This window comes from Rhodococcus sp. NPDC060084 (assembly GCF_042730335.1).
Classification (GTDB): Bacteria; Actinomycetota; Actinomycetes; order Mycobacteriales; family Mycobacteriaceae; genus Rhodococcus.
The window spans coordinates 144,309-169,286 of sequence record NZ_JBHWWX010000006.1 but is presented as its reverse complement, the minus strand read 5'-3'; the positions used below and the strand labels follow the sequence as shown (position 1 = coordinate 169,286).

Annotated in this window: 21 protein-coding genes and 1 pseudogene; 11 read left to right on the top strand and 11 right to left on the bottom strand. The window is 68.1% G+C overall.

Annotated features, from left to right (window positions below; translation table 11 throughout):
- Together ACFWBU_RS05920 and arc are read right to left on the bottom strand one after the other, a co-directional pair.
- Positions 1-183 (bottom strand): annotated as a pseudogene (locus ACFWBU_RS05920) (hypothetical protein); the annotation flags it as partial.
- Between the two features lie 32 nt (positions 184-215).
- Entirely contained in the window at positions 216-2,000 is a 1,785-nt protein-coding gene (gene arc / locus ACFWBU_RS05915; protein WP_072698186.1) for a proteasome ATPase, read from the bottom strand.
- Between the two features lie 186 nt (positions 2,001-2,186).
- Here arc and ACFWBU_RS05910 point away from each other — a divergent pair, with 186 nt between their 5' ends.
- On the top strand, positions 2,187-2,675 hold the full coding sequence (locus ACFWBU_RS05910; protein ID WP_378527784.1) for a nuclear transport factor 2 family protein: 489 nt from the start codon (positions 2,187-2,189) through the stop codon (positions 2,673-2,675).
- 51 nt (positions 2,676-2,726) lie between these two features.
- Here ACFWBU_RS05910 and ACFWBU_RS05905 read toward each other — a convergent pair whose 3' ends face one another.
- A complete protein-coding gene (locus tag ACFWBU_RS05905; protein ID WP_169622271.1) occupies positions 2,727-3,578 on the bottom strand; it encodes a tRNA (adenine-N1)-methyltransferase in 852 nt (283 codons plus the stop codon).
- A gap of 246 nt (positions 3,579-3,824) precedes the next feature.
- Here ACFWBU_RS05905 and ACFWBU_RS05900 point away from each other — a divergent pair, with 246 nt between their 5' ends.
- On the top strand, positions 3,825-4,655 hold the full coding sequence (locus tag ACFWBU_RS05900) for a thioesterase family protein (protein ID WP_378527783.1): 831 nt from the start codon (positions 3,825-3,827) through the stop codon (positions 4,653-4,655).
- Positions 4,656-4,717: 62 nt separating this feature from the next.
- Here ACFWBU_RS05900 and hisG read toward each other — a convergent pair whose 3' ends face one another.
- From hisG to metH, 6 genes are all read right to left on the bottom strand, one after another.
- Complete coding sequence (gene hisG, locus ACFWBU_RS05895; protein WP_169622269.1) at positions 4,718-5,581, bottom strand: ATP phosphoribosyltransferase; 864 nt, start codon at positions 5,579-5,581, stop codon at positions 4,718-4,720.
- A gap of 87 nt (positions 5,582-5,668) precedes the next feature.
- The gene (locus tag ACFWBU_RS05890) at positions 5,669-5,950 is read right to left on the bottom strand and encodes a phosphoribosyl-ATP diphosphatase (protein ID WP_206037218.1); all 282 of its coding nucleotides are present in this window, start codon (positions 5,948-5,950) and stop codon (positions 5,669-5,671) included.
- A gap of 50 nt (positions 5,951-6,000) precedes the next feature.
- Positions 6,001-6,888 (bottom strand): pseudouridine synthase, encoded by an 888-nt coding sequence (locus ACFWBU_RS05885; RefSeq protein ID WP_378527782.1) that lies wholly within the window; start codon positions 6,886-6,888, stop codon positions 6,001-6,003.
- 1 nt (position 6,889) lies between these two features.
- On the bottom strand, positions 6,890-7,750 hold the full coding sequence (locus tag ACFWBU_RS05880) for a rhodanese-related sulfurtransferase (protein WP_378527780.1): 861 nt from the start codon (positions 7,748-7,750) through the stop codon (positions 6,890-6,892).
- Position 7,751: 1 nt separating this feature from the next.
- Entirely contained in the window at positions 7,752-8,468 is a 717-nt protein-coding gene (locus tag ACFWBU_RS05875; RefSeq protein ID WP_296549358.1) for an HAD family phosphatase, read from the bottom strand.
- Complete coding sequence (metH, locus tag ACFWBU_RS05870) at positions 8,461-12,030, bottom strand: methionine synthase (protein WP_378527779.1); 3,570 nt, start codon at positions 12,028-12,030, stop codon at positions 8,461-8,463. Before metH ends, ACFWBU_RS05875 begins: the two co-directional genes overlap by 8 nt.
- A 51-nt stretch (positions 12,031-12,081) precedes the next feature.
- Between metH and ACFWBU_RS05865 the strand changes: the two genes are divergently transcribed.
- From ACFWBU_RS05865 to ACFWBU_RS05845, 5 genes are read left to right on the top strand one after another with little or no spacing between them, the layout of a single operon-like run.
- Positions 12,082-12,981: a PAC2 family protein gene (locus ACFWBU_RS05865; RefSeq protein WP_378527778.1), complete on the top strand. Its 900-nt coding sequence runs from the start codon at positions 12,082-12,084 to the stop codon at positions 12,979-12,981.
- On the top strand, positions 12,978-14,144 hold the full coding sequence (locus ACFWBU_RS05860; protein WP_378527777.1) for an MFS transporter: 1,167 nt from the start codon (positions 12,978-12,980) through the stop codon (positions 14,142-14,144). The genes ACFWBU_RS05865 and ACFWBU_RS05860 overlap by 4 nt, the downstream gene beginning before the upstream one ends.
- Positions 14,145-14,200: 56 nt before the next feature.
- Positions 14,201-16,711: a nitrite reductase large subunit NirB gene (gene nirB / locus ACFWBU_RS05855; protein ID WP_378527776.1), complete on the top strand. Its 2,511-nt coding sequence runs from the start codon at positions 14,201-14,203 to the stop codon at positions 16,709-16,711.
- Positions 16,708-17,052: a Rieske 2Fe-2S domain-containing protein gene (locus ACFWBU_RS05850; protein WP_378527775.1), complete on the top strand. Its 345-nt coding sequence runs from the start codon at positions 16,708-16,710 to the stop codon at positions 17,050-17,052. Before nirB ends, ACFWBU_RS05850 begins: the two co-directional genes overlap by 4 nt.
- A 33-nt stretch (positions 17,053-17,085) precedes the next feature.
- Positions 17,086-17,583, top strand: a complete 498-nt coding sequence (locus ACFWBU_RS05845) for a hypothetical protein (protein ID WP_378527774.1) — start codon at positions 17,086-17,088, stop codon at positions 17,581-17,583.
- Between the two features lie 220 nt (positions 17,584-17,803).
- Here ACFWBU_RS05845 and ACFWBU_RS05840 read toward each other — a convergent pair whose 3' ends face one another.
- Positions 17,804-18,817, bottom strand: coding sequence for an AraC family transcriptional regulator ligand-binding domain-containing protein (locus ACFWBU_RS05840; RefSeq protein WP_378527772.1), 1,014 nt, complete (start codon positions 18,815-18,817; stop codon positions 17,804-17,806).
- Between the two features lie 126 nt (positions 18,818-18,943).
- Here ACFWBU_RS05840 and ACFWBU_RS05835 point away from each other — a divergent pair, with 126 nt between their 5' ends.
- Positions 18,944-19,858 carry an SDR family oxidoreductase gene (locus ACFWBU_RS05835; protein WP_378527771.1) on the top strand — a complete coding sequence of 305 codons (915 nt, stop codon included), beginning with the start codon at positions 18,944-18,946 and terminating at the stop codon, positions 19,856-19,858.
- A gap of 26 nt (positions 19,859-19,884) precedes the next feature.
- Here ACFWBU_RS05835 and ACFWBU_RS05830 read toward each other — a convergent pair whose 3' ends face one another.
- Positions 19,885-20,346 carry a 6,7-dimethyl-8-ribityllumazine synthase gene (locus ACFWBU_RS05830; protein WP_378527770.1) on the bottom strand — a complete coding sequence of 154 codons (462 nt, stop codon included), beginning with the start codon at positions 20,344-20,346 and terminating at the stop codon, positions 19,885-19,887.
- Between the two features lie 112 nt (positions 20,347-20,458).
- Between ACFWBU_RS05830 and ACFWBU_RS05825 the strand changes: the two genes are divergently transcribed.
- From ACFWBU_RS05825 to ACFWBU_RS05815, 3 genes are all read left to right on the top strand, one after another.
- Positions 20,459-21,541: a helix-turn-helix domain-containing protein gene (locus ACFWBU_RS05825; protein ID WP_378527793.1), complete on the top strand. Its 1,083-nt coding sequence runs from the start codon at positions 20,459-20,461 to the stop codon at positions 21,539-21,541.
- A gap of 140 nt (positions 21,542-21,681) precedes the next feature.
- Positions 21,682-22,497 carry a trehalose-phosphatase gene (otsB, locus tag ACFWBU_RS05820; protein ID WP_378527769.1) on the top strand — a complete coding sequence of 272 codons (816 nt, stop codon included), beginning with the start codon at positions 21,682-21,684 and terminating at the stop codon, positions 22,495-22,497.
- A 35-nt stretch (positions 22,498-22,532) separates the two neighbouring features.
- Positions 22,533-24,977: a glycoside hydrolase family 65 protein gene (locus tag ACFWBU_RS05815; RefSeq protein ID WP_378527768.1), complete on the top strand. Its 2,445-nt coding sequence runs from the start codon at positions 22,533-22,535 to the stop codon at positions 24,975-24,977.
- The last annotated feature ends 1 nt before the right edge of the window (position 24,978 follow it).

The window sequence follows — 24,978 nt, the reverse complement described above, 5'->3', positions numbered from 1 at the left end:
CGGCACGCGCACCGTCGGCCGGGATGTCGGCGCGGCGGGCACGACTGCGGCGGCGGTGTCGTCCTCCTCGACCTCCAGGTCCTCGTTGCGGGTGACCCGGAAGGTGTGGTGCTGGGTGACCTCCATCCCCGGGAACAACTGCCCCAGGTGGGTCGCGATGACGTCCTCCAGCGGCACGAACCGGCCCTCGGCGCCGATCGGGACGGTGGCTGCTCCTACAGGTACTGACCGGTGTTCGACTCGGTGTCGATCGCGCGGCTGGCGCTGGCGTTCTTGCCGGTGACCAGCGTCCGGATGTAGACGATGCGTTCGCCCTTCTTCCCCGAGATCCGGGCCCAGTCGTCCGGATTGGTGGTGTTGGGAAGGTCTTCGTTCTCGGCGAACTCGTCGACGATCGAATCGAGCAGATGCTGCACCCGCAGACCGGGCGCGCCGGTCTCGAGCACCGACTTGATCGCGTACTTCTTGCTGCGGTCGACGATGTTCTGGATCATCGCACCCGAGTTGAAGTCCTTGAAGTACAGGACTTCCTTGTCGCCGTTGGCGTAGGTGACTTCGAGGAAACGGTTCTCCTCGGACTCGGCGTACATGCGGTCGACGACCCGTTCGATCATCGCGCGGATGCAGGCGGCACGGTCGCCGCCGAATTCGGCGATGTCGTCGGCGTGCACGGGCAGCGTCTCGGTGAGGTACTTCGAGAAGATGTCCAGTGCCGCTTCCGCGTCGGGCCGTTCGATCTTGATTTTTACGTCGAGGCGGCCGGGCCGCAGAATCGCCGGGTCGATCATGTCCTCACGGTTGGAGGCACCGATGACGATGACGTTCTCGAGCCCTTCGACGCCGTCGATCTCGCTGAGCAACTGCGGCACGACGGTGGTCTCCACGTCGGAGGACACCCCCGACCCACGGGTGCGGAAGATCGAATCCATCTCGTCGAAGAACACGATCACCGGGGTGCCCTCGGACGCCTTTTCCCGCGCCCGCTGGAAGATCATCCGGATGTGCCGCTCGGTTTCACCGACGAACTTGTTGAGCAGTTCGGGGCCCTTGATGTTGAGGAAGAAGGACTTCGCGTCCTTCGAGTCCTCGCCACGGGCCTCGGCGATCTTCTTGGCGAGCGAGTTGGCCACCGCCTTGGCGATGAGCGTCTTACCGCAGCCGGGCGGCCCGTAGAGCAGCACACCCTTCGGCGGTCGCAGCGCGTACTCGTGGAACAGGTCCTTGTGCAGGAACGGCAGTTCCACCGCGTCGCGGATCTGCTCGATCTGCCGGCCCAGGCCACCGATGTCGCCGTAGTCGACGTCCGGGACCTCCTCGAGCACCAGATCTTCGACCTCGGCCTTGGGGACCCGTTCGAACGCGTACCCGGCCTTGCTGTCGACGAGCAGGGAGTCGCCGGGCCGCAGCTTGAAGTTGTCCGGCCCGTCGGTTTCGTCGGTGGAGACGGTCGATGCCGGGTCGAGGGTGCGGGCGGCCGCGGCAGCCAGCGGCGCGGCCAGCCACACGACGCGTTCCTCGTCGGCGTGCCCGACCACCAGTGCGCGGCGCCCGTCGTCGAGGAGTTCGCGCAGGGTGGTGATCTCCCCGACCCGCTCGAACTCGCCGGCTTCGACGATGGTGAGTGCCTCGTTGAGCCGGACGGTCTGGCCGGGCCGGAACTCGTCGAGGTCGAGGTTGGGTGAGACCGCGACCCGCATCTTGCGGCCCGAGGTGAACACGTCGACCGTGTGGTCGTCGTAGGTTTCGAGCATCACCCCGTAGCCGCTGGGCGGCTGTCCGAGCCGGTCGACTTCCTCCCGCAGCGTGATCAGCTGCTGCCGGGCGTCCTTGAGCGTCTCGAGCAGCTTGCCGTTGCGCACGGTGAGGGACTCGAGCCGGGCTTCGAGGTCGCGTACCCGGTCGGACGGTTCGGCGAGCATGCGGCGCAGGGTGGCAACCTCCGCGCGCATTTCTTCGATCTCCCGTGCCGCCGCAACCGCATCCGGATTCTGTGAGTTCATGAGCGACTCCCTCCACTGTGGTTATTCCACGCTACCGGGCGTTGGCCGAATGTGTACGACGACACGAATTCGTCGGGTACCGAACAGGTGTCGGTGTGCTCGACCGGCACCTCCCCGGCACCCGGTCAGCGCTGTTAGGCTAACCTAACTATCTGTTTCGTCCCTTGTCCCGAAAGGACCCACTCCGTGACCACCCGAACCCTGTTGGCCGCCGCCGCGGTGGCCGCCGTGGCACTGCTGCCCGCCTGCTCCGACTCGTCGTCGGACACCACCACCACCGACAGCACAGCGACGAGCGCGACCACCACCGCCACCACGACGACTGCCACCGCGGCGGCCCCGGTCGACGCGGCGGTCCTGCAGCAGCCGGTGGACGTGTTCTTCGACCCCGCCGCGACCACCGACGACCGCGTCGCCGTCGTCGAGGACGGCGACGAGCACCGCGCCGAACTCGACCAGTTCACGGGCGTGCTCGCCGACTACTCGCTCACCGGCACCGTCGGCGAGGTCACCGTCGTCGACGACGACACCGTCACCGCGACCACCGAGGTCGCCGGGCCGCACGGCGGCGCCCCGATGCCTCTGCAATTCAGCCGCACCGACGACGGGCGCTGGGTCCTCGACGACGACGCCGCCTGCTCGATCCTCGAAATGGGCCGGATCACCTGCGCATAATCGCGCCCCGGCCCGTCGGACTCCCGGCCCGACGGACTCGCAGCCGCTGGGTCAGCCCTTACCGGCCCGGCGCTGCGGCTTCGGGGTGACGGTGCCCTCGGCGAGTTTGCGCGCCGACACCAGGAACGCCGTGTGCCCCTGCATCCGATGCTCCGGCCGCACGGCCAACCCCACCACGTGCCAGCCCCGCACGATCGACTCCCACGAGCGCGGCTCGGTCCAGCACGCCTGCTCCCGCATCGCCTCGACCACCTTCGACAACTGCGTCACCGTCGCCACGTACACGATCAGCACCCCGCCCGGTACCAGCGCGTCGGCCACCGCCGGCAGCGCATCCCACGGCGCGAGCATGTCCAGCACCGCCCGGTCGACGTGTCCGTGCGCCTCGAGGTCGTAGTCGGCGACATCCCCGAGCGTCAGATTCCAGTTGGCGGGCCGCTCCCCGAAGAACGTCTCCACATTGCGCACCGCGTGGACCGCGTGGTCGTCGCGCACCTCGTACGAGATGACGGTGCCCTCCGGGCCGACGGCCCGCAGCAGCGAGCACGTCAGTGCGCCCGATCCGGCGCCCGCCTCGAGCACCCGCGCACCGGGGAACACATCACCCTCGTGCACGATCTGCGCTGCGTCCTTCGGATAGATCACCTGCGCGCCCCGCGGCATCGAGAGCACGTAGTCGACCAGCAGCGGTCGCAACGCCAGATACGGGGTGCCGTTCGTGGAGGTCACCACCGAGCCCTCGTCCGCGCCGATCAGCGCGTCGTGCACGATTCCGCCGCGATGGGTGTGGAACTCCTTGCCCGCCTCGAGCACCACGGTGTATTTGCGGCCCTTGGCGTCGGTCAACTGCACCCGGTCCCCGACCTGAAAGGGTCCGCTGCGCCCGAGTCCGCCTTCTGCCATCACCGTGTCCACCTTCGTCCGATCACCGCGCCGACCTCGGCGCGCGGGACCCCGCATGGTGCCGGTCCCGGGTCTCTAGCGTGCCAGGTCGCGCCCGGCGGCCGACCACGCCCCCCACCGACCACGCCCTCACCGGCGGCGGCGCACCCGGTGTGCGCCGCACGGCGCCGCGACTGCCATCATCGGATCCGGCGCCCGGTTCCCACCGGGCGCCGTGCCGTCCCATCCCCACAAGGAGTTCCTGCAGTGAGCGCCGCCGCGTACTACGTGCCCGTCCCCGTCCCCGCCGATCCCGGGGCCGACCCCGACGTGAGCATCGAACGTTTCCGGCCCACCGAGCACACCGTGAGCACCTGGGGACCCGACCTGCAGCACGGCGCGCCGCCGTCCGCGTTGCTCGCCCGCGCGCTCGAACGGCACCGGCCGCGCCCGGGCACCCGGCTGACCCGCATCACCGTCGACCTGCTCGGTCCGGTTCCGCTCTCCGACCTCGAGGTGCGCACCCGGATCGACCGGCCGGGCCGAAAGATCGAACTGGTCGTCGCCGAACTGTGGGCCACCGCCCCCGACGGCACCGCCCGGGCGGTCGCGCGGGGCACCGGCTGGCGGCTCGAGACCGTCGACCTGCCCGACGTCGCCCGCACCTCGGAGCCGCCGCTGCCGCCGGTCGACACCGTTCCCGCGGGCTCGGTCGGTCACCCGGCGTGGTCGGGCGGGTACATCTCCACCCTCGAGTGGCGGGTCGTCACCGAGTTCGGGGTGCCGGGCCCCTCCGCGGCGTGGGTGTGTGCCCCGCTGCCGCTGGTGGACGGCGAAACCCCCACCGGGCTGGACCGGCTGATGACCGTCGCCGACGTCGCCAACGGTGTCGGCTCCAAGCTCGACCCCACCCGCTGGCTGTTCCTCAACACGGAACTGACCGTGCACCTGTTCCGCGCTCCCGACCCCACCTGGGTCGGGATCTCCGCCGAGACGTCCGTGGGTCCCGACGGCGTCGGTATGACCGCCGGGGTGCTCTACGACGAGGCCGGTGCGCTCGGCCGCATCGCCCAGAACGTGCAGGTGCGGTCCCGCTGATCGCGGGACCGCACCTGAGGCGAGAGACGGGATGTGCCCGCCGGTAGTTCTCTTCCGGAGAGCTATTCGGCGGCGCGCATCGCGCGGCACGACCGGATGTTCGACGCGAGGATGGCGTGCGCCCCGATCTCGGCGAGACGGTCCATCACCGCGTTGTGGCCCTTGCGGGGCACCATGGCCCGCACCGCGACCGACGAGTCGTTCGCCAGCGGGGAGATCGTCGGGGACTCGAGTCCCGGCGTGACCTGCACCGCCTGCTCGAGCAGGTGCTTCGGGCAGTCGTAGTCGAGCATCACGTACTGCTGCGCGAAGACCACGCCTTCGAGCCGGGCGATGAGCTGATTGCGGGCCCGATCGGCACGATCGGAGCCTTCCCGCTCGATGAGCACACCTTCCGAATCGCACAGCGAGTCACCGAACGCCACGAGATCGTGCTGCCGCAGCGTGCGACCCGACCCGACCACGTCGGCGATCGCGTCGGCCACCCCGAGCTGGATGGAGATCTCCACCGCCCCGTCGAGCCGGATCACGGTCGCGTCGAGACCACGGGACTCGAGGTCCCGGCGCACCAGATTCGGGTACGACGTGGCGATCCGCAGCCCGTGCAGGTCCTCGACCGTCCAGTCGCGGCCCTTGGGGCCGGCGTACCGGAACGAGGACCGCCCGAACCCGAGCGAGAGCCGCTCCGCGACGGGCGCACCCGAATCGAGGGCCAGGTCACGGCCGGTGATCCCCAGATCCAGCTCACCGGACCCGACATAGATCGCGATGTCCTTCGGGCGCAGGAAGAAGAATTCGACGTCGTTGACGGGATCGATGACCGTCAGATCCCGCGAATCGGTGCGGCGCCGGTACCCGGCCTCCTGCAGAATCTCGGCGGCAGACTCGGACAACGAGCCCTTGTTGGGAACTGCGACGCGCAGCATGACGAACGTCCTTTCGGAAAGGGAGGGAAGAATCGACGAGGTCCACGGGCACGGACGGCAGCCACCTCGAAGGGGCGGCACCGGCCGTCACAGATGCTTGTAGACGTCCTCGAGCTTCAGACCGCGCCCCACCATCAGAACCTGCACCCAGTACAGCAACTGCGAGATCTCCTCGGAGAGCTCCTCATCGGACTGGTACTCGGCGGCGATCCATACCTCGCCGGCCTCCTCGATCACCTTCTTGCCCTGCGCGTGGACACCGGCGTCCAACGCGGCGACGGTGCCGGACCCCTCAGGACGGGTCACAGCACGTTCGGACAGCTCGGCGAACAGGGAATCGAAGGTCTTCACAGGGGTTGATTGTTTCATGCCGCGCCGCTCCCCCCGAATTCAGGACACCACCGCGCCCGGCGCGCGGCTCACCACCCGAGGTTCCGGGCGCTGACGAACCGCCGCGTCGCCCCGCTGACCGGATCGGGGAACTCGAGCGCACGTGCCAGCAACCGCAGCGGATCGGTGAAGTCGTCCGGGTCGCGGCGCCGGAACACCGGATAGAAGTTGTCCCCCACGATCGGGATCCCCAGCGCCGTCAGGTGCAGACGCAACTGGTGCGTGCGCCCGGTGCGGGGGTGCAGCCGGTACCGGGCCCGCTCTCCGCGTTGCTCGAGCAGTTCGACGCGGGTCTCGGAGTTCGGTGCGGTGAAGCTCTGCACGGCGGTCAGCTCACCGTGCTGCTTGTCGATGCGGGTGCGCACGACCTGCGGGAATGCGAGCTCCGGCCGGAATCCGGCGACCGCCTCGTACTCTTTGACGACCAGCTGCCGCTCGAACAGTTCCTGATACGGCCGCCGCCAGCGCGGGTCGGTGGTGCACAGCAGCACACCGGCGGTCATCCGGTCGAGCCGGTGCACCGGCACCAGATGCGGCAGGTCCAGCTCCCGGCGCAGCCGCACGACCACCGTTTCCCGGATGTGGGTGCCCCGCGGGATGGTCGCCAGGAAGTGCGGTTTGTCCACCACCACCAGTCGCTCGTCGCGGTGCAGCACCTCCACCGGAAACGGCACCGGCACCTCCGGCGGCGGGTCGCGGTAGAAGTACACGAACCGGGTCGGCTGATAACGGGTGCCGGCGTCCACCGGCCGGCCGTGTTCGTCGACGAGTTCACCGGCGCTCACGCGGGCCTGCCAGTCCTCCGCCGGGTGACGGGACTGCAGAAATTCGACGATGGTGGCCGCGTCCGTCTCGGCGGGCATACGCAGCCGGTCCGGGCCGAGACCGTCCCGCACCGGCAGCGGGGCTCCGCGCACCTCAGGCCTCGACGGGGTCCGGTACGCACCCCGCGCAGACCAGCGTCAGGTCGCGGCCGTCGCGATCGGGGTGGTTGCGGTACCGCGACGTCGGCGTTCCGCACTCGGTGCACCGGCCCAACACTGTTGCGGCCGGGCTGAATTCGACGTTCATGCGGCCGTCGAAGACGTACAGCGAACCTTCCCACAGCCCGTCGTCACCGAATGTCTCGCCGTAGCGCACGATTCCGCCGTCTAGCTGATACACCTCTTCGAAACCGCGGTTGCGCATCAACGCCGACAACACCTCGCACCGCACCCCGCCGGTGCAGTAGGTCACCACCGGACGGGACTTGAGATGGTCGTAACGGCCGCTGTCGAGTTCGGCGACGAAATCGCGGGTGGTCTCCACCTCGGGCACCACCGCATTCCGGAACCGGCCGATCTCCGCCTCGAACCGGTTGCGGCCGTCGAAGAACACCACCTCGTCGCCGCGCTCGGACACCAGTTCGTGCACGGCGCGTGGCGAGAGCGGGGTGCCGCCGCCCACCACACCGTGTTCGTCGACCTTCACCTCGTGGGGCACCCCGAACGTCACGATCTCCGGGCGCACCTTGACCGACAGGCGCGGGAAGTCGTCGCCGGTGCCGTCGGACCACTTGACGTCGGTGTCCTTGAACGCCGGATAGCCGCGCAGTCCGCGCACGTAGCGCTTCACCGCGGCGATGTCCCCACCGACGGTGCCGTTGATGCCGTGCTCGGAGATCAGGATCCGGCCCGTCAGCCCCAGCGACGACGCGAGGGTGTGCTGCCACAACCGGATCGCCTCCGGGTCGGGCAAAGGCGTGAACGCGTAGAACAACACGATCTTGGGAATCGCCATGTCAGCGCGATCCCGACCCGTGCAACTCGCGCAGGTCCGCCACGGTCAGCCCCTCGAGCGTCGACCGGAACACCCGGCGCGGCGAGCCGGGCACCTCCACCAGCGACGGCACCACCAGTACCGCGCAGCCCGCGGCCTCGGCGGACGTCGCGCCGGTCGGGGAATCCTCGATCGCCAGGCACTGTGCCGGATCGAGCCCGAGCAACTCCGCGGCCCGCCGGTACGGCGCCGGGTCGGGCTTGCCCGCCGGCACCTCGTCACCGCACACCGTGTGGTCGAAGCGGTCCCGGCCGAGCGTCTCGAGCGCGACGTCGCACAACCGGCGGCCGGTGTTGGTCACCAGCACCTGGCCCAGTCCCGCCGCACGTACCGCATCGAGTGCCGCCTGCGCGCCGGGCCGCCACCGCAGACCCTGGGCGAACAACCCGGCCATGTATGCGTTGAGCCAGTCCTCGGCGGCGGTCTGCTCGTCGGGGGTCGGTTCGAGACCGAGACCGGCGAACGCCCGCCACACCGACAGGTCGAGCGGTCCGCCGATCGTCGCGCGCCGGGTCTCCTCACTCATCGGGCCACCGAGATGCAGCGACAACTCCCGCATCCCGATGTCCCACAACTGCTCGGACTCGAGCAACGTGCCGTCCATGTCCCACAGCACCGCCTGCAGTCGGGTGGCCCCGATCGACGGTGCAGCGCAACCGGATTCGAGCTGATCAGACATTGAAATACTTGGCCTCCGGGTGGTGCAGCACGAACGCGTCGGTGGACTGCTCGGGATGCAACTGCAATTCCTCCGACAATTCCACGCCGATACGTTCGGGCTCGAGCAACTCGACGAGCTTGATGCGATCCTCGAGATTCGGGCACGCGCCGTACCCGAACGCGAACCGGGCCCCGCGATAGGCGAGCTTGAAGTACTCGGCGATCTCGTCGGGATCCTCGTCGGCGGCGGTGCCGCCCCCGGCGAATGCCAGTTCCTGCCGGATCCGGCGATGCCAGTACTCCGCCAACGCCTCGGTGAGCTGCACGCCGATACCGTGCACCTCCAGATAGTCGCGGTACGCGTCCGCGGCGAACAACTCGTTCGCGAAGTCGGCGATCGGCTGCCCCATCGTCACCAGCTGGAACGGCCACACATCGACCTGCCCCGACGCGAGCGCATCCTCCCGGGACCGCACGAAGTCGGCGATGCACAGGAACCGGGACCGCTGCTGCCGCGGGAACGTGAACCGGAACCGCTCCGGCGCGTCCGGGCGGGGCTCGGTGAGCACCACCACGTCGTCACCCTCGGACACCGCCGGGAAGTAGCCGTACACCACGGCCGCGTGCTGCAGGATCCCCTCGGTCGCCAACCGGTCCAGCCAGTACCGCAACCGCGGCCGGCCTTCGGTCTCCACCAACTCTTCGTAGCTCGGGCCGTCGCCGCCCCGTTGCCCACGCAGACCCCACTGTCCGAGGAACAGCGCGCGCTCGTCGATCAGCGACGCATACTCGGCCAGCGGGATGCCCTTGACCACGCGGGTACCCCAGAACGGCGGGGTCGGCACCGGAAGATCCGCTGCGACATCGCTGCGCGCAGGCACCACCACCGGTGCCTCCGCCGCCTTGCGCTTCTCCGCGATCCTCTTGCTGCGCTCGTGCCGCTCCTTGCGCTCGGCGGCCTTCCGGGCAGCTTCCAGCGCCTCCGGGCTGTCGGGCGCCGGAGCCTCACCGCGCTTGACGGCCATCACCTTGTCCATCAACGACAAGCCCTCGAACGCATCGCGGGCGTACGACACCTGACCCTCGTAGACCTCCGCGAGATCGTTCTCCACATAGCTGCGGGTCAGTGCCGCGCCGCCGAGCATCACCGGGAACTGTTCGGCCACCCCGCGGGCATTGAGTTCCTGGAGGTTCTCCTTCATCACCACGGTCGACTTCACCAGCAGACCGGACATCCCGATCACGTCGGCTCTCTTGTCGACGGCCGCGTCGAGAATCGTGGCGATGGGCTGCTTGATCCCGAGGTTGACCACCTCGTAGCCGTTGTTCGACAAGATGATGTCGACCAGGTTCTTGCCGATGTCGTGCACATCGCCCTTGACGGTCGCCAGCACGATCCGGCCCTTACCGTCGGCGCCGGTGGACTCCATGTGGGGTTCGAGGAACGCCACCGCCGTCTTCATCACCTCGGCGGACTGCAGCACGAACGGCAACTGCATCTGCCCCGACCCGAACAGCTCACCGACCGTCTTCATCCCCGACAGCAACGTGTCGTTGATGATCGTCAGCGGCGGTGTCGTCGTCATCGCCTCCGTCAGATCGTCCTCGAGGCCGTTGCGCTCCCCGTCGACGATGCGCCGCTCGAGCCGTTCGAACAGCGGCAGCGCCGCCAGCTCCTGCGCGCGCGACTCCCGCGCCGACGCCGCCGACACACCCTCGAACAGTTCCATCAGCTTCTGCAGGGGGTCGTATCCCTCGCGGCGACGGTCGTACACCAGGTCCAGCGCGACCTGCCGCTGCTCCTCCGGGATGCGTGCCATCGGCAGGATCTTCGACGCATGCACGATCGCCGTATCCAGCCCCGCTTCGGTGCACTCGTTCAGGAACACCGAGTTGAGCACCTGCCGGGCCGCCGGATTCAAACCGAACGACACATTCGAGATGCCGAGCGTGAAGTGGATTTCGGGATGTCGCCGGTGCAGTTCGCGGATCGCGCTGATCGTCTCGATCGCGTCGCGGCGGACTTCCTCCTGCCCCGTCGAGATCGGGAAGGTCAACGCGTCGACGATGATGTCTTCCGGTGCGAGCCCCCAGTTCTCCGTCAGATCGGTGATCAGGCGCTCCGCGATCCGCACCTTGTGTTCGGCGGTACGGGCCTGACCCTCCTCGTCGATCGTCAGCGCGACCACGGCCGCGCCGTGCGTGACGACGAGCTGCATGATCCGCTGGAACCGCGAGCCGGGGCCGTCGCCGTCCTCGTAGTTCACCGAGTTCACCGCGCACCGGCCACCGAGGTGCTCGAGACCGGCCTGGATCACGTCCGGCTCCGTCGAGTCGATCATGATGGGCAACGTCGAGGCCGTCGCGAACCGGGACGCCAGTTCTGCCATGTCGGCGGCACCGTCGCGTCCCACATAGTCGACGTTCAGGTCCAGCATGTGCGCGCCGTCGCGAATCTGGTCCTTCGCGATATCGAGGCACTTCTGCCAGTCCGCGGCGAGCATCGCCTCCCGGAACGCCTTCGACCCGTTGGTGTTCGTGCGCTCGCCGACCATCAGGATCGACGCGTCCTGCTCGAACGGCATCGCCGTGTAGAGCGACGACACACCCGGCTCCGGCACCGGCGTGCGCGGGGCGGGCGTCACCTCACGTACCGCCGCGGCCACCTGCCGGACATGCTCGGGAGTCGTGCCGCAGCACCCGCCGACGAACGCGAGCCCGTAGTCGGCGACGAACCCGGCCAACGCCGACGCCAGTTCCTCCGGACCCAGCGGGTACTCGGCGCCGTTGGGCCCCAGCACCGGGAGCCCCGCGTTCGGCATCACCGACACCGGGATCCGTGCGTGCTGCGTCAGGTACCGCAGGTGTTCGCTCATCTCCGCCGGGCCGGTCGCGCAGTTCAGCCCGATCAGGTCGATGCCCAGCGGCTCGAGCGCCGTCAGCGCCGCACCGATCTCCGAACCGAGCAGCATCGTGCCCGTGGTCTCCACCGTGACATGGGTGACGATCGGCAGTCGCCGGCCCGCCTGCTCCATCGCCAGGCGGCTACCCACGATCGCGGCCTTCGCCTGCAACAGGTCCTGGCAGGTTTCCACCAGGATCGCATCGGCGCCGCCGTCGATCATGCCCAGAGCGGCCTCCGCGTAGGCATCCCGCAACACCGCGTAGGGCGCGTGCCCCAAGCTGGGCAGCTTGGTGCCCGGCCCCATCGAGCCGATCACCATCCGGGGCATCCCGTCGTCGCTCGGGCCCATCTCGTCGGCCACCTCACGGGCCAGACGGGTGCCCCGTTCGGACAGGTCACGGATGCGGTCGGCGATGTCGTAGTCGGCGAGATTGGGCAGGTTGCAACCGAAGGTGTTCGTCGAGACCACATCTGCGCCGGCCTCGAAATACGCCCGATGGATCCCCCGGATCACATCGGGCCGAGACTCGTTGAGAATCTCGTTGCACCCCTCCAAACCGCGGAAATCGTCGAGCGAAAGATCCGCGGCCTGCAACATCGTGCCCATCGCCCCGTCTCCGATGACAACGCGCCGCTTCAACGCATCGAGCAAGACAGAGTGCAATGGGGTGGACATGCCCACCAGACTAGTGGGCGGACGAACCGGCCCGGGTCGTAGGCTGGACGAGTGAATGCACGCGAGAACTCCGACACCCCGGACCAGGACGTACCCGTCCTCCGTGATCCGGTGCTCGTTGCCGCGTTCGAAGGATGGAACGACGCAGGCGACGCCGCCAGCGGAGCCGTCGAACACCTCGAACTGATCTGGGACGCCGAACCCTTCGCCGAACTGGACTCCGAGGACTACTACGACTACCAGGTCAACCGCCCCCAGGTCCGGCTCGTCGACGGCGTCAGCCGCGAACTCGACTGGCCCGCCACCCGGCTGTCGGTCTGCGCACTGCCCGGCAGCGACCGCGACATCGTGCTGCTGCGCGGCATCGAACCCAACATGCGCTGGCGCAGCTTCTGCGACGCCATCATCGAACTCATCGACGACATCGGCGTCCACACCGTCATCCTTCTCGGCGCCCTGCTCGCCGACACCCCCCACACCCGGCCCGTCCCGGTGACCGGCACCGCATACAGCGCCGAAGCCGCCAAACGCTTCAACCTCGAAAAATCACGCTACGAAGGACCTACCGGGATCACCGGCGTCCTCCAGGACGCCTGCGTCCGCGCCGGCATCCCCGCCGTGTCCTTCTGGGCAGCGGTCCCCCACTACGTCTCGCACCCGCCCAACCCCAAAGCCACCGTCGAACTCCTCCGCCGGCTCGAAGACATCCTCGACGTCGAAGTTCCCCTCGGCGAACTGCCCGTCCTCGCCGAAGAATGGGAAGAGGCCGTCACCGAGATGACCGACGACGACGAAGACGTCGCCGACTACGTCCGCGGACTCGAAGAACGCGGCGACGCCGAAGCCGAATCCGACATCACCGACGACATCTCCAACATCGACGGCGACGCCATCGCCGCCGAATTCGAGCGCTACCTGCGTCGACGCGGTCCCGGCGGACTCGCCCAGTGAGCGCCCTGCGCGCGGCACTCCCGCGCGCGGCGCTCTACACAGGCGGCTTCCTCGGCCCGTTCGGCGGCAGCGTCGTCGTCTCGATGCTTCCCGAGATGGGCGCCGACCTGGGCGTCACGGCCGCCACCGCGGCCACCTCCGTGACCGCCTACCTCGGTGTCTTCGCCGCCGCCATGCTGTTCTCCGGCACGCTCGGTGCCCGCTGGGGCCGGGCCCGCACGGTCCGCCTCGCCTACCTCGCCTACGCGGTGGTGTCCGTCGCCGCCGCGCTCGCCCCCACTCTCGCCGTGCTGCTCGGTGCCCGCATGCTCCAGGGCGCGGCCAACGCCTTCACCACACCGCTGCTGCTCGCGGCCCTCGCGTCCCTGACACCGCAGAATCGGCTCGGTCGCGCACTGGGTCTCTTCGGTGCCCTGCAAGCCGCCGGGCTGACCTTCGCGCCGCTCGTCGGCGGGCTCGCCGCCGAGATCGACTGGCGATGGGCGTTCGTGGTGCTCGCCGCCGCCGCACTGGCGCTCGCGTGCATCGGACTACCGGGCACCGTCGACGAGGACACCGCCGGCGAACCCGCCCGGCTTCGCGACGCGCTGCGTTCCCGCATCGTCCGCATCGGCATCGTGGCGTTGCTCGGCTGGGGCGCGATCGGCGGACTCAACTTCCTCCTCGCCTTCCGTGCCGAGGACGTGTTCGCTCTCACCCCGTCCGAGCGCGGCGCGCTGCTCACCGTCCTCGGTTTCGCCGGCATCCTCACCGCCCGGCGCGTCGGGATCCTCGTCGACCGGATCGGCGCGCGGCGCACCGTCCTCATCGGTGCCTTCGCCGGCGCAGTGCTGGTGGTCACCGTCGGTACGGTGACGAATCTCATGGTCGTCGCCGTCGCCTGGTTCCTCGCGGGCGTCGCCTCGCAATGCGTGCTCGTCGGCGTCAATGCCGCCGTCCTGGGCGATCCCGGAGCCAACCGCGGCGGCGCGGTGTCGGTGGTGCAGGCCTTCCGGTTCGGCGGTGGCGCGTTCGCTCCGCTGGCACTCACGCCCGTGTACTCGGCGGATCCGACCGCTGCGTTCCTCGTGCCCGCGGTGCTGCTCGCCGTCGTCACCCCGCTCGCGATGCCTGCGTCGCCGCGACCTGACAGTTCCGGCAAGGACGGGGTGAGGTCTTCCTGATCGGCATGTAACGCGCCGGCAGCCGATCCGTCACCGACGCGGCAGACCCTCGAAGTATGACATCGACCCAGCCCCAACCGGAGACACCGCGTCGGCGGCTCCTCGTCGTGGGCAACGGCATGGCAGGTGCTCGCACCGTCGAAGAGATCCTCGCGCGAGGTGGACGAGAGCTCTTCGACATCACCATGATCGGCGACGAGCCGTACGGCAACTACAACCGGATCATGCTCTCGCACGTCCTGTCCGGCGAAGCGACCGCCGACGACGACGATCTCGTGCTCAATCCGATGAGCTGGTACCGCGAGCACGGCATCACCCTCTTCGCGGGCGACCGCGCGGTCCGCCTCGACCGGTTCGCCAAGACGGTCACCTGTGAATCCGGCCGGGTGGCGGGCTACGACGTGCTCGTCGTCGCCACCGGATCGTCGACCTTCTTCCCCAACATGGACGGCCTGCGCGAAGCGGACGGCCGCCTCGGGCGCGGCGTGTTCGGTTTCCGCACCCTCGCCGATACCAACGGCATGCTCCAGATGGCGGAGTCCCGCGACGACGTGTCGGCAGTGGTCGTCGGCGGCGGCCTGCTCGGCCTCGAGGCCGCGTACGGGTTGCGCACCCAGGGACTCGAGGTGACGGTCGTGCATTCGCCCGGGCACCTGATGAACCAGCAACTCGACGAGCGCGGCGGCCGCGTCCTGCGCACCGAGATCGAGAAACTCGGGGTCACCGTGCACACGGGTACACGCACGATCGGCATCGAGCGCGACGGCCACGGCGAGGTGGTCGGGGTCCGGTTCTCCGACGACACCGTCGTCCCGGCGGACATGGTGGTCGTCGCGGCAGGTATCCGCCCCAACACCGAATTCGCGCGCACCGGCGGTCTTCTCGTCGAGCGCGGCCTGGTCGTCGACGATCAGTTGCGCTGCGACGGCGAATCGAGCGTGTACGCAGTCGGGGAATGCGTGCAGCACCGCGGCGAGGTGTACGGACTGGTCGCGCCGGTGTGGGAGCAGGCCGTCGTGCTCGCCGAGCATCTCACCGGCACCGACGCGCACGCCGCGTACGAGGGTTCGCGGACCACCACCAAGCTCAAGGTGGCCGGTATCGACGTCGCCGCGATGGGCGTGAAGGGACCCGAACGCGAAGACGACGAGTTCGTGCAGTTCTACGACCCGCGCAGCGGTGTGTACAAGGCCGTCGTCGTGCGTGACGACCAACTGATCGGCGCGATGCTGCTCGGCGACATCGGCCGGGCGTCGATGCTCGGACAGGCCTTCGACGGAATGATCGAGGTCCCCCAGGATCGCGCGGCCCTGCTGTTCGACATCGGAGAGCCCCAGGGCGCCGACGTGGCGGCAGATCTGCCCGACAGCACCCAGGTGTGCAACTGCAACGGCGTCACCAAGGGCGACATCGTCGCCTGTGTCCACGGCGGAGCGGCCAGCCTCGCGGACGTCTGCGCCACCACCCGGGCGGGTAAGGGCTGCGGGTCGTGCAAGGCCCTCGTGGGTGACATCGTCGCGTTCGCGGCCGGCGGCGCGCTCGCCGAGGACCCCGCCGCGAACTGGTATGTGCCGTGCATCCCGCTGACCAAACCCGACCTGATCGCCGCTATCCGCGAGCACGACCTGCGCGCGGTGTCGCAGGTGTTCGCGAAACTCGCGACCGGGGGCCGGGAGGATGCCTCCGCGAAGATGCCGCTGGCGTCGCTGTTGCGCACACTGTGGGGCCCCGACTGGGTCGACGAGCGTGGCGCGCTCTATATCAACGACCGTGTGCACGCCAATATCCAGCGGGACGGCACATTTTCGGTGGTGCCTCAGATGAAGGGCGGGGTGACCACACCGGATCAGTTGCGCCGGATCGCCGATGTCGCCGACAAGTACCGGGTGCCCATGGTGAAGGTCACCGGTGGTCAGCGGATCGATCTCCTCGGCATCAAGAAGGAGGACCTGCCGAAGGTCTGGGCCGATCTCGATATGCCGTCGGGTTTCGCCTACGGCAAGAGTTTCCGCACTGTGAAAACCTGCGTGGGCAGCGATTTCTGCCGGTTCGGTCTGGGCGACTCCACGAATTTGGGTATCGCACTCGAGGAACGCTTCCAGGGGCTCGAGACACCGGCCAAGCTCAAATTGGCGGTGGCGGGGTGTCCCCGCAACTGTTCCGAGGCGCTGTGCAAGGACCTCGGGGTGGTCGCCGTCGGCGACGGGCGGTGGGAGATCTACGTCGGCGGCGCCGCCGGTGCACACGTCCGCAAAGGTGACCTTCTCGCGACGGTGGGCTCCGCCGACGAGGTGCTTTCCGTGGCGGGACGGTTCATCCAGTACTACCGCGAGAACGCGCAGTGGCTCGAGCGGACCTACGCCTTCGTGCCGCGCATCGGTCTGGACCGACTACAGGACCTGCTGATTCGAGACGAGGAGAACTTGGTGTCCGGACTGGACGAACGCGTCGAGGTCGCCGTCGCCGGCTACCGTGATCCCTGGCTCGACCGTTCGGACCCCAAGTCTCCCGCGCAGTTTGCGCCGTCGCTGCCGTTGCTGCCCCTCCCCCAGGTCCCCGTTCGATGACCGCCGCCGTGGACGACAGTGCCGTCGTCGACCTCGGACCGGTCTCGGGTCTCACCCGCGGCGAGGGGCGCACCTATACGGTCGACGGGCGGCAGATCGCCGTGTTCCTGTTGTCCGACGGTTCGGTCCGCGCGACCGACGCCGTGTGCCCACACAAGGGAGGGCCGTTGGCCGACGGGCAGATCGACCACACCGGTGTGGTGTGCCCGCTGCATCAGTACGCGTTCTCGTTCGACACGGGTGCGTGCGCCGCGCACGGGATCGGATCGGTACGCACCTACGCGGTGCAGGTGAGCGAAGGCCGAATCCTGCTGTCCTCGTCCTTCTCGGGATCGCAGTAACACTCCTGCTATCGTCCTTCCCCCGAGGGAAGGGTGCCCACAGTGGGATGTGTCGTCGTCGAACACGAGTCGGTCCTTCCCGCCACGAGCCCCGCGGTCTGGGCCCGCATCACAGATCCCGGCGGTATCAACGACGAACTTGCTCCCGTGCTGTCGATGCGCATGCCGCGTGCGGTCCGGGGCCTGTCCATCGACGAGGTGCCGGTCGGCGTGCGCCTGGGCCGTGCACCGCTCCTGCTCTTCGGGGTACTGCCGGTCGAATTCGATGACCTCACCGTCGCTGCCGTCGAACCCGGTCGCCGGTTCCACGAGAAGTCCAGCATGGTGCTCCTGCGCCGCTGGGAGCACGAACGCGAACTACAACCGCTGCCGTCCGGCGGAACCCGTGTCCACGATCGCCTCACCTTCGAGTTGCGCGCGCCCCTGTCGCGTGTACCGATCGTCGTCGCCGTGGCGCACCGCGTGATCGCGGGACTGTTCGCCCACCGGCATCGCAGGCTCGCCCGCTACTTCCACAGACCCCCGGCGTAGCTGCGAGTCACGTGAAGTGTTGGTGACTGGCGGGATCGAGACGAGTTGGTGGTGGAAATGGCGGATATTTCTGTTATTTGTTTATTCCGTCCGATCCAGAATATCTTCCAGGGTCGCGTCCTCAGCCGAACCCGCATGTCGGGTGCGCCCTACTCCCATGTCGTCGTCCTTCCCCGCCGCGAATGCCGTTCCCCCGGAAAAGGATCAAGCTGCCTATCCTTCATCCACGCACTCCCCTGGCCCGCCGGCCCGGAGTCGTTCCCGTCCACCTCGTGAAAGCTACCGTGAAGCTCGACGCGTCGGAATACCCCAAGCGGTGTGCCACCCGCTCGACCGACAGCCCTGCAGCGAGAAGTTCCTCGGCCACCGCGCTGTACGTCTCCGCCACGACCTCCCGGTACGACGTTCCTTCCTCCTCGAGCCTCCTCCGCAGCGTCCGCACGCTGAGCCCCAACTCCCCCGCGACACGCTGTTGCGTCGCACCCGACGACGCGGCACGAAGCAGGATCTCACGGACCCGGAATGCGGTTCCACTGCGGAATCGCCGCCGCTGAAGGAGTTCTGCGCACTCTTCGAGCAGCACCGCCGACGCGGCCGCGCTGGCGGTGGGCATCGGACGTTCCACCGCCGCCGCGTCCACCACGACCGTGTGCGGCCCGGATACAGACACCACCTCGTAGCCGTGTTCACGCACCATCGGTGCGATGCGACCGAACAGCGACTCGTTCACTTCGATCCGCCGCACCTCGACCGGGTTGCCCCACAACGCCGTCCAGTGCGCCAGGATTCCGGACAGGTCGCGTTCGAGAAGGAATCCCCGTACATCGCGCGGCACCTCACGATCGTCGAGCGAGAACCGCACCTCGTCGTCTGCGTAGGCCAACGTCGCGCGGGAGAACGCGTACGACAGGTCGAAGTAGCGCGTACCCACCTCGATTCCCTCCCGCACCGTCGCGCAGCTCATCAGGGCGTATCCGTAGATCCCGTGTACCGCCGCCTGATAGGAAGCGCCGAGAGCGAAACCGCAGCCCGGCGCGTCGTTCAGCGCTTCCACGAGATTGCGGATCAGGACCAGTTCCTGCTCGTCGGTGATCTCGCTTCTGGGGTCGGAGAGTTCCTCTGCCGGTACTCCGGTGCCGCGCAGGACCGACTCGGTCTCGAGACCGCATTCGCGGGCGAAGTCCACCAGTAGCCGCGCACTGGTTGCGGCCCGGCGAGGGACCAAGATCGTCACGGGTGCCAATCTTCGGCCACGTGGCCGAAATTCACAAGAAACAGCCGGTTTGGGCATGGTTCACCGGCACCGAGCTTTCTAGCGTGAGCACAACGCATCAATCCGCTCGAGAGCAAGGATGGCAACATGACCCGAGGTGCACAGGGCAAGCGCGTCGCAATCACCGGTGGCGCACGCGGAATCGGCCGCTCCACCGCGGAAGCGCTTCTCCGCGCCGGAGCACAGGTCGTCATCGGGGACATCGATACGGCCCTGGTGGAGGAAACGGCTGCCGCGCTGACCGCCCGATTCGGTTCGACCGTCCTCGGATTGCCACTCGACGTCACGGACCGCGGCTCGTTCGAGCAGTTTCTCGACCTCGCCGCAATCGAACTCGGCGGACTCGACGTCGTGGTCAACAACGCCGGGATCATGCCGACCGGGCGGTTCCTCGACGAGTCCGACGCGGTGTCCGACCGCCAGATCGACATCAACGTGCGGGGCGTGATCATCGGCTGCAAACTCGCGGCCGCGCGCTTCACCGAGCAGGGGCACGGTCACATCGTCAACCTCGGGTCCATCGTCGGCATCGAGGGCGCACCGGGGATCGCCGTGTACTCGGCCACCAAGCATGCGGTGATCGGTCTGGGTTCCGTGCTGCGGCAGGAGCTCGCCGGTTCCGGCGTCACGGTCTCGACGATCGCGCCGGGATTCGTACGCACCGAACTGATTGCGGGCATCAAGCCCAACGCGTTGATCCAGCGCGTCGCGATGGTCGGTCCCGAGGACGTCGCCCAGGCGATCACCGCGGTGATCGGCTCGGGACGTCCGGGTCTGCGCTACGTGCCCCGGACCGCGGGAGCCATCCTCGCCGTCCTGCGCTTGATGCCGGAGGCGGCCCGGCACCGGATCTCCGGCGCGTTCGGACTGCAGTCCGTCGTTCTCGAATCGGACGAGAACGCCCGGGCCGCCTACCGGAATCGCACCGAGTCCACCCCCGCTGTCACTCCCGTCACGGGCAGTCCTGTCATCGAGAGTGAGACGCAGCGACCGGTGCGGTAATGCCCGACGCGTGCGCCGGCCGCGGATCAGTCCGCGGTCGGCAACGCGCGCAGCGACGTGACGGTGGCATCGAGTGCGCGAGCCGCTTCGGCGCCCTTCGTCACGAAGTGGCGGGTGTAGTACGAGACGTGCTCGTCGTGCTCGTGGAAGTGATGCGGAGTGAGCACGACGGAGAACACCGGTACATCGGTGTCGAGCTGCACGCGCATCAATCCGTCGATGACAGCGGTGGCCACGAAGTCGTGCCGGTAGATCCCGCCGTCGACCACCAGTCCCGCGGCGACGATGCCGGCGTACCGGCCGGTGCGCGCCAGACGTGCGGCGTGCAGGGGGATCTCGAACGCCCCGGGGACCTCGAAGTAGTCGATGTTCTCGGAGGACCATCCGAGCGAGACGATCTCGTCGGTGAACCCGGCTTTCGCCTGGTCGACGATGTTGCGATGCCATGTGGCCTGGATGAATGCGATCCGGCCGGCGCTGTCAGTCATGCGAAAGACGCTAGCGCATGGAATGTTCGTCTTCGTCGAGGGCACCGGATAGACCACTGCATCGGAAATTCGCGAAAAAGCCTTTTCCGTCGTGCACAGAGTGGCTACTGTGGTGGATGTGACACAACTGGACTCCCTGCCCACCGTCGAGAATCCGGCCGGGCCGCGCCCCGAACGCCACATCGACATCTACCGGCGAGCCGCCGCGGGCCTCGAGGCCTGCATGCCCCTCGGATGGAGTCTGAGCGCCGACCGGTCCCGCTCCCCCGAGGCGCCCCGCCGGCTCCTCGTCACCGCACCCGACGGCGAGTCGGTGTCCTTCGCGGTCATACCCTCACGCGGAGTGCTCAGCGGCGACGTCGCGCGCATCACGGCCGAATTGACCGAATCCGACCGGGGATTCGTCTGTGCCCACTACTTGTCCGATCCGGTTCGCCGCCAGCTCGACCAGCACGGCATCTCGTATGCCGACGCCACCGGCAACCTCGCCCTCGTGGCGGCACGCCCCGCCATCTGGGTGCGTAACCGCGGCGCCGACGCCGATCCGTGGCGTGGCCCGGGCAGACCCTCCGGAGTCCTCACCGGTGAACCGTCCGATCGGGTGGTCCGCGCGCTGGCGGACCACGAAGGCGAGATCACCGTTCCCGAGCTGATCAAGCTGTCGGGAGCATCGACCGGCGCCACCTACCGCGTCGTCGAGGTCCTGGTCGAACGCGAACTCATCCGCCGCATTCCCCGCGGTGCCATCACCGAAGTGCGGTGGGAGCCGATGCTCCGTGCGTGGGCCGACGACCGCAAGGTCTGCCCGATCCGCCGTTTCGCGGCCCCGGACGGCGTGGCAGCGATCCGCAACCGGCTCGCCGAGCACGTCGATATCCCCTATGCGCTCACCGGAGTAGGAGCAACCGACTACGCCGAACCGGCGCTCCTCGAGGTGTACGCCGACGATCCGGACGAGTTCGCGGCCGTCCTCGGTCTGCGACCGGTGGACCGGGGAGGCGACGTCGTCGTCGCGATCCCCTGGTCGCCGGTCGTGTTCGATCGCATGGACCGTCGCGGAGGATTGCGGCACGTCGCACCGTCACACGTCTATGCCGATCTGCTGGCCGGTCCGTTCCGGAATACCGATGCGGCGGAGCACCTGATCACGCAGCTGACCGCCGACGACGCCCGGTGGCGGCGCCCGATCCGCTGACGGCGGCGCGCCCCTTCTATTGCCTCCGGGCGGCAGTCCGTGAGGTGTACGGTTCGGGGAGGGCGGCTCCCTGGTGGGCAGGTACCGCCCGGAGCGTGGAACCGTTGACGACGACCCCGACTGCAGGAGGTACGGACGACATGGAAACGGTGTCGACCGTGGGAGATCTGCCCCCGGCCCTCGGGTCCGAGGCGTTGCGGCAGCGATTGGAGGGCCGCCGGCCGGCGGTATTCCTGGATTACGATGGCGTGCTCACACCCATCGTTCCCCGCCCCGAGGACGCGGTGTGGTCCGCCAGTATGCGCCGGACCGTGCTCGCTCTGGCGGACCGGTGCTCCGTCTGCATCGTCACCGGGCGCGACCGCCAGGTCGTGCAGCAGTTGATGGGTGTGGACGACCTGATCGTCGCCGGAAGCCACGGATTCGACATCTGGAGTCCGGAGCAGGGACCGGTCGTACACGAGGCGCTCACCGACTTCACGGACCTGATCGCGGAAACGACCGCCACCCTGCGCGAGAGGCTCCACGGTCTCGACGGTGTGTCCATCGAAGCCAAACACGCGTCGGTCGCCGTGCACTACCGGCAGGCCGCACCGGATACCCGCGCCCGTGTCGACGAGATCATCCACGAACTGCGCGACCGGAACAGCGATCGACTCACTTTGGTCCCGGGGAAGATGGTCTACGAGTTCACCCCGGCGATCGACTGGAACAAGGGCAAGGCCGTCCTGCACCTCATCGACGTTCTCGGGCTCGACTCCGACGACATCGTTCCGCTCTATCTCGGCGACGACATCACCGACGAAAGCGCGTTCCGGGCTCTGCGCGGTCGGGGTATCGGCATCCTCGTGGGCCGTCCCGACGACCCGGAGATGGCAGGCCGCACCACGGCCGCCGATTTCGTGCTCGACTCGGTGCAGGACGTCGAGAAGTTCCTGGCCGGCCTGGCCAGCTGATTCGTCGCCCACCGCTACTCGCCCTGGAGGTAAGCGTGTCCGACCCGGAGTTCACCCTCGAATACACCACCTTCGACGCGGACGAGGAAGGACTCCGCGAGGCGATGACATCCACCGGCAACGGATACTTCTGCACCCGGGGTACGGCTGAGTGGGAGGACATGGGCGAAGTCCACTATCCCGGCACGTACTCCCACGGCTGCTACAACCGTGAGACCACCATCATGGGTGGTCGCCCCGTCCTCAACGAGGATCTGGTCAACCTCCCCAACTGGCTCGTGCTCAAACTGCGCATCGAGGGTGAGGACGCGATCCGGCTGTCGAACGTCGAAATCCTGTCGTACCGGCATATCTACGACATTCGCACCGCCACGGTGATGCGCAAGGTCCGGTTCCGGGACCGGAAGGGCCGTGAAACCACCCTGCACAGCCGGCGGTTCGTGAGTATGGCGCACCGGCACCAGGGCGGCCTGTCCTGGACCATCACCGCTGAGAACTGGTCCGGACGCATCGAATTGGTCTCGGCGCTCGACGGGCGCATGACCAACCGCGCGGTGGCGCGTTACCGCGAACTCGAGGGTCGCCACCTCGATCCGGTCTCGCCCCGAACCTTCAGCGCCGACACGATCGCCCTGAAGGTGCAGACACGGCAGTCCGATATCTACATCGCGCAGGCTGCCCGCACGCAGGTCTTCTACGAAGGCGAGCAGGACTGTCTCGACGTCGAACGCGACCTGTATCAGATGGAGGACTACATCCAGCAGGTACTCACCTTCGACGTCACCCAGGGCACGCCCATGCGGGTCGAGAAACTCGTGGCGATGTTCACCGCCCGCGACGATGCGATCACCGAGCCCCTAGCCGCGGCGGGACGCCATGTGGTGCGCTATCCGGGCTTCGACGAGGCCTACGTCGAACACGAGGCCGCGTGGGACGAGTTGTGGGACATCTGCGACATCCGGGTGCCCCGCGAACCCCGCGTCCAGATGCTGTTGCGGTTGCACGTGGCGCACGTGCTGCAGGTGTGTTCGCGGCACACCGCGCGGCACGATGCGGGCGTGCCGGCGCGCGGGCTCAACGGCGAGGCGTATCGCGGGCACGTGTTCTGGGACGAGTTGTTCGTCTATCCGTTCCTCGACCTGCGCATGCCCGACGTGACACGAGGCCTGATCGGCTACCGGTACCGCCGGTTGGGTGAGGCCCAGGCCGCGGCGCGGGACGCCGGGTACGCCGGTGCGATGTTCCCCTGGCAGAGCGGTAGCGACGGCACAGAGGAAACCCAGACCGTTCACCTCAATCCCCTGTCGGGACAGTGGGATCCGGATCTGAGCCGCAATCAGCGCCATGTGAGCGCAGCGATTTTCTACAACGTGTGGCGGTACTACCAGGCGACCGACGACTTCGATTTCCTCGCCGATTTCGGTGCCGAATTGATGCTCGAGATCGCGCGGTTCTGGTCGTCCATCGCCCAGTACAACCCCGAACGGGACCGCTACGAGATCCACGGTGTGATGGGGCCCGACGAGTTCCACGAGCGGTACCCGGATGTCGAGGCAGCGGGACTGAACAACAACGCCTATACCAACGTCATGGTCGCGTGGATCGCCGGAAAGGCTCTCGACGTGCTCGAACGCCTGTCCGCGAGTCGCCAGACGGCGCTGCGCGCCCGCTTGCGCGTGACCGACGAGGAGTTGGAGACGTGGTCGGAGATGACCACCAAAATGTACGTGCCGTTCCACGACGGGGTGATCAGCCAGTTCGAGGGCTATGAAGACCTCGAGGAGATCGACTGGGACCACTACCGCAGCAAGTACGGCAACATTCAGCGGATGGACCGCATCCTGCGGGCCGAGGGCAAGGACCCGAACCGGTACAAGGTCTCCAAGCAGGCCGACGCGGTGATGCTGTTCTTCCTGTTCGACTTCAACGAGCTGCAACCCTTGTTCGCGCGACTCGGCTACGACATCGATCGCCCCATGGCCGTGCGGACGGTCGAATACTACGACCATCGGACCTCACACGGGTCGACGTTGAGCTTCCTCACCTACGCCGGTGTGCTGGCGGCGTTCGATCCGGAGTCGTCGTGGGAGCGGTTCATGGTGGCGCTCGAGAGCGATGTGAGTGACCTGCAGGGCGGCACCACCAAGGAGGGCATCCATATGGGGGTGATGGCCGGAACGCTGGACCTCGTGCAGCGCTACTACGTCGGCGCCCGCCACTACGGTGGCGCGTTGATGTTCCGCCCTCGCCTGATGGACCGGCTCGACGGGGTGTCGTTCTCGATGCGGTATCGCGGCACTCCCCTGCGCGTGCGCATCGTGGGCGACAAGTTGACCGTCCTCGCCGAGGTCGAAGGTTTCCGGGTGCCGGTGCGGGTGGGCGTCGCCGACAACATCGTCGAACTCGGGGCGGGCGCGTCGCACGTGTTCCATATTCCGCCGGTGCCGGCGGCACCGGATCGCCACGAGCTACCGGCCTGAC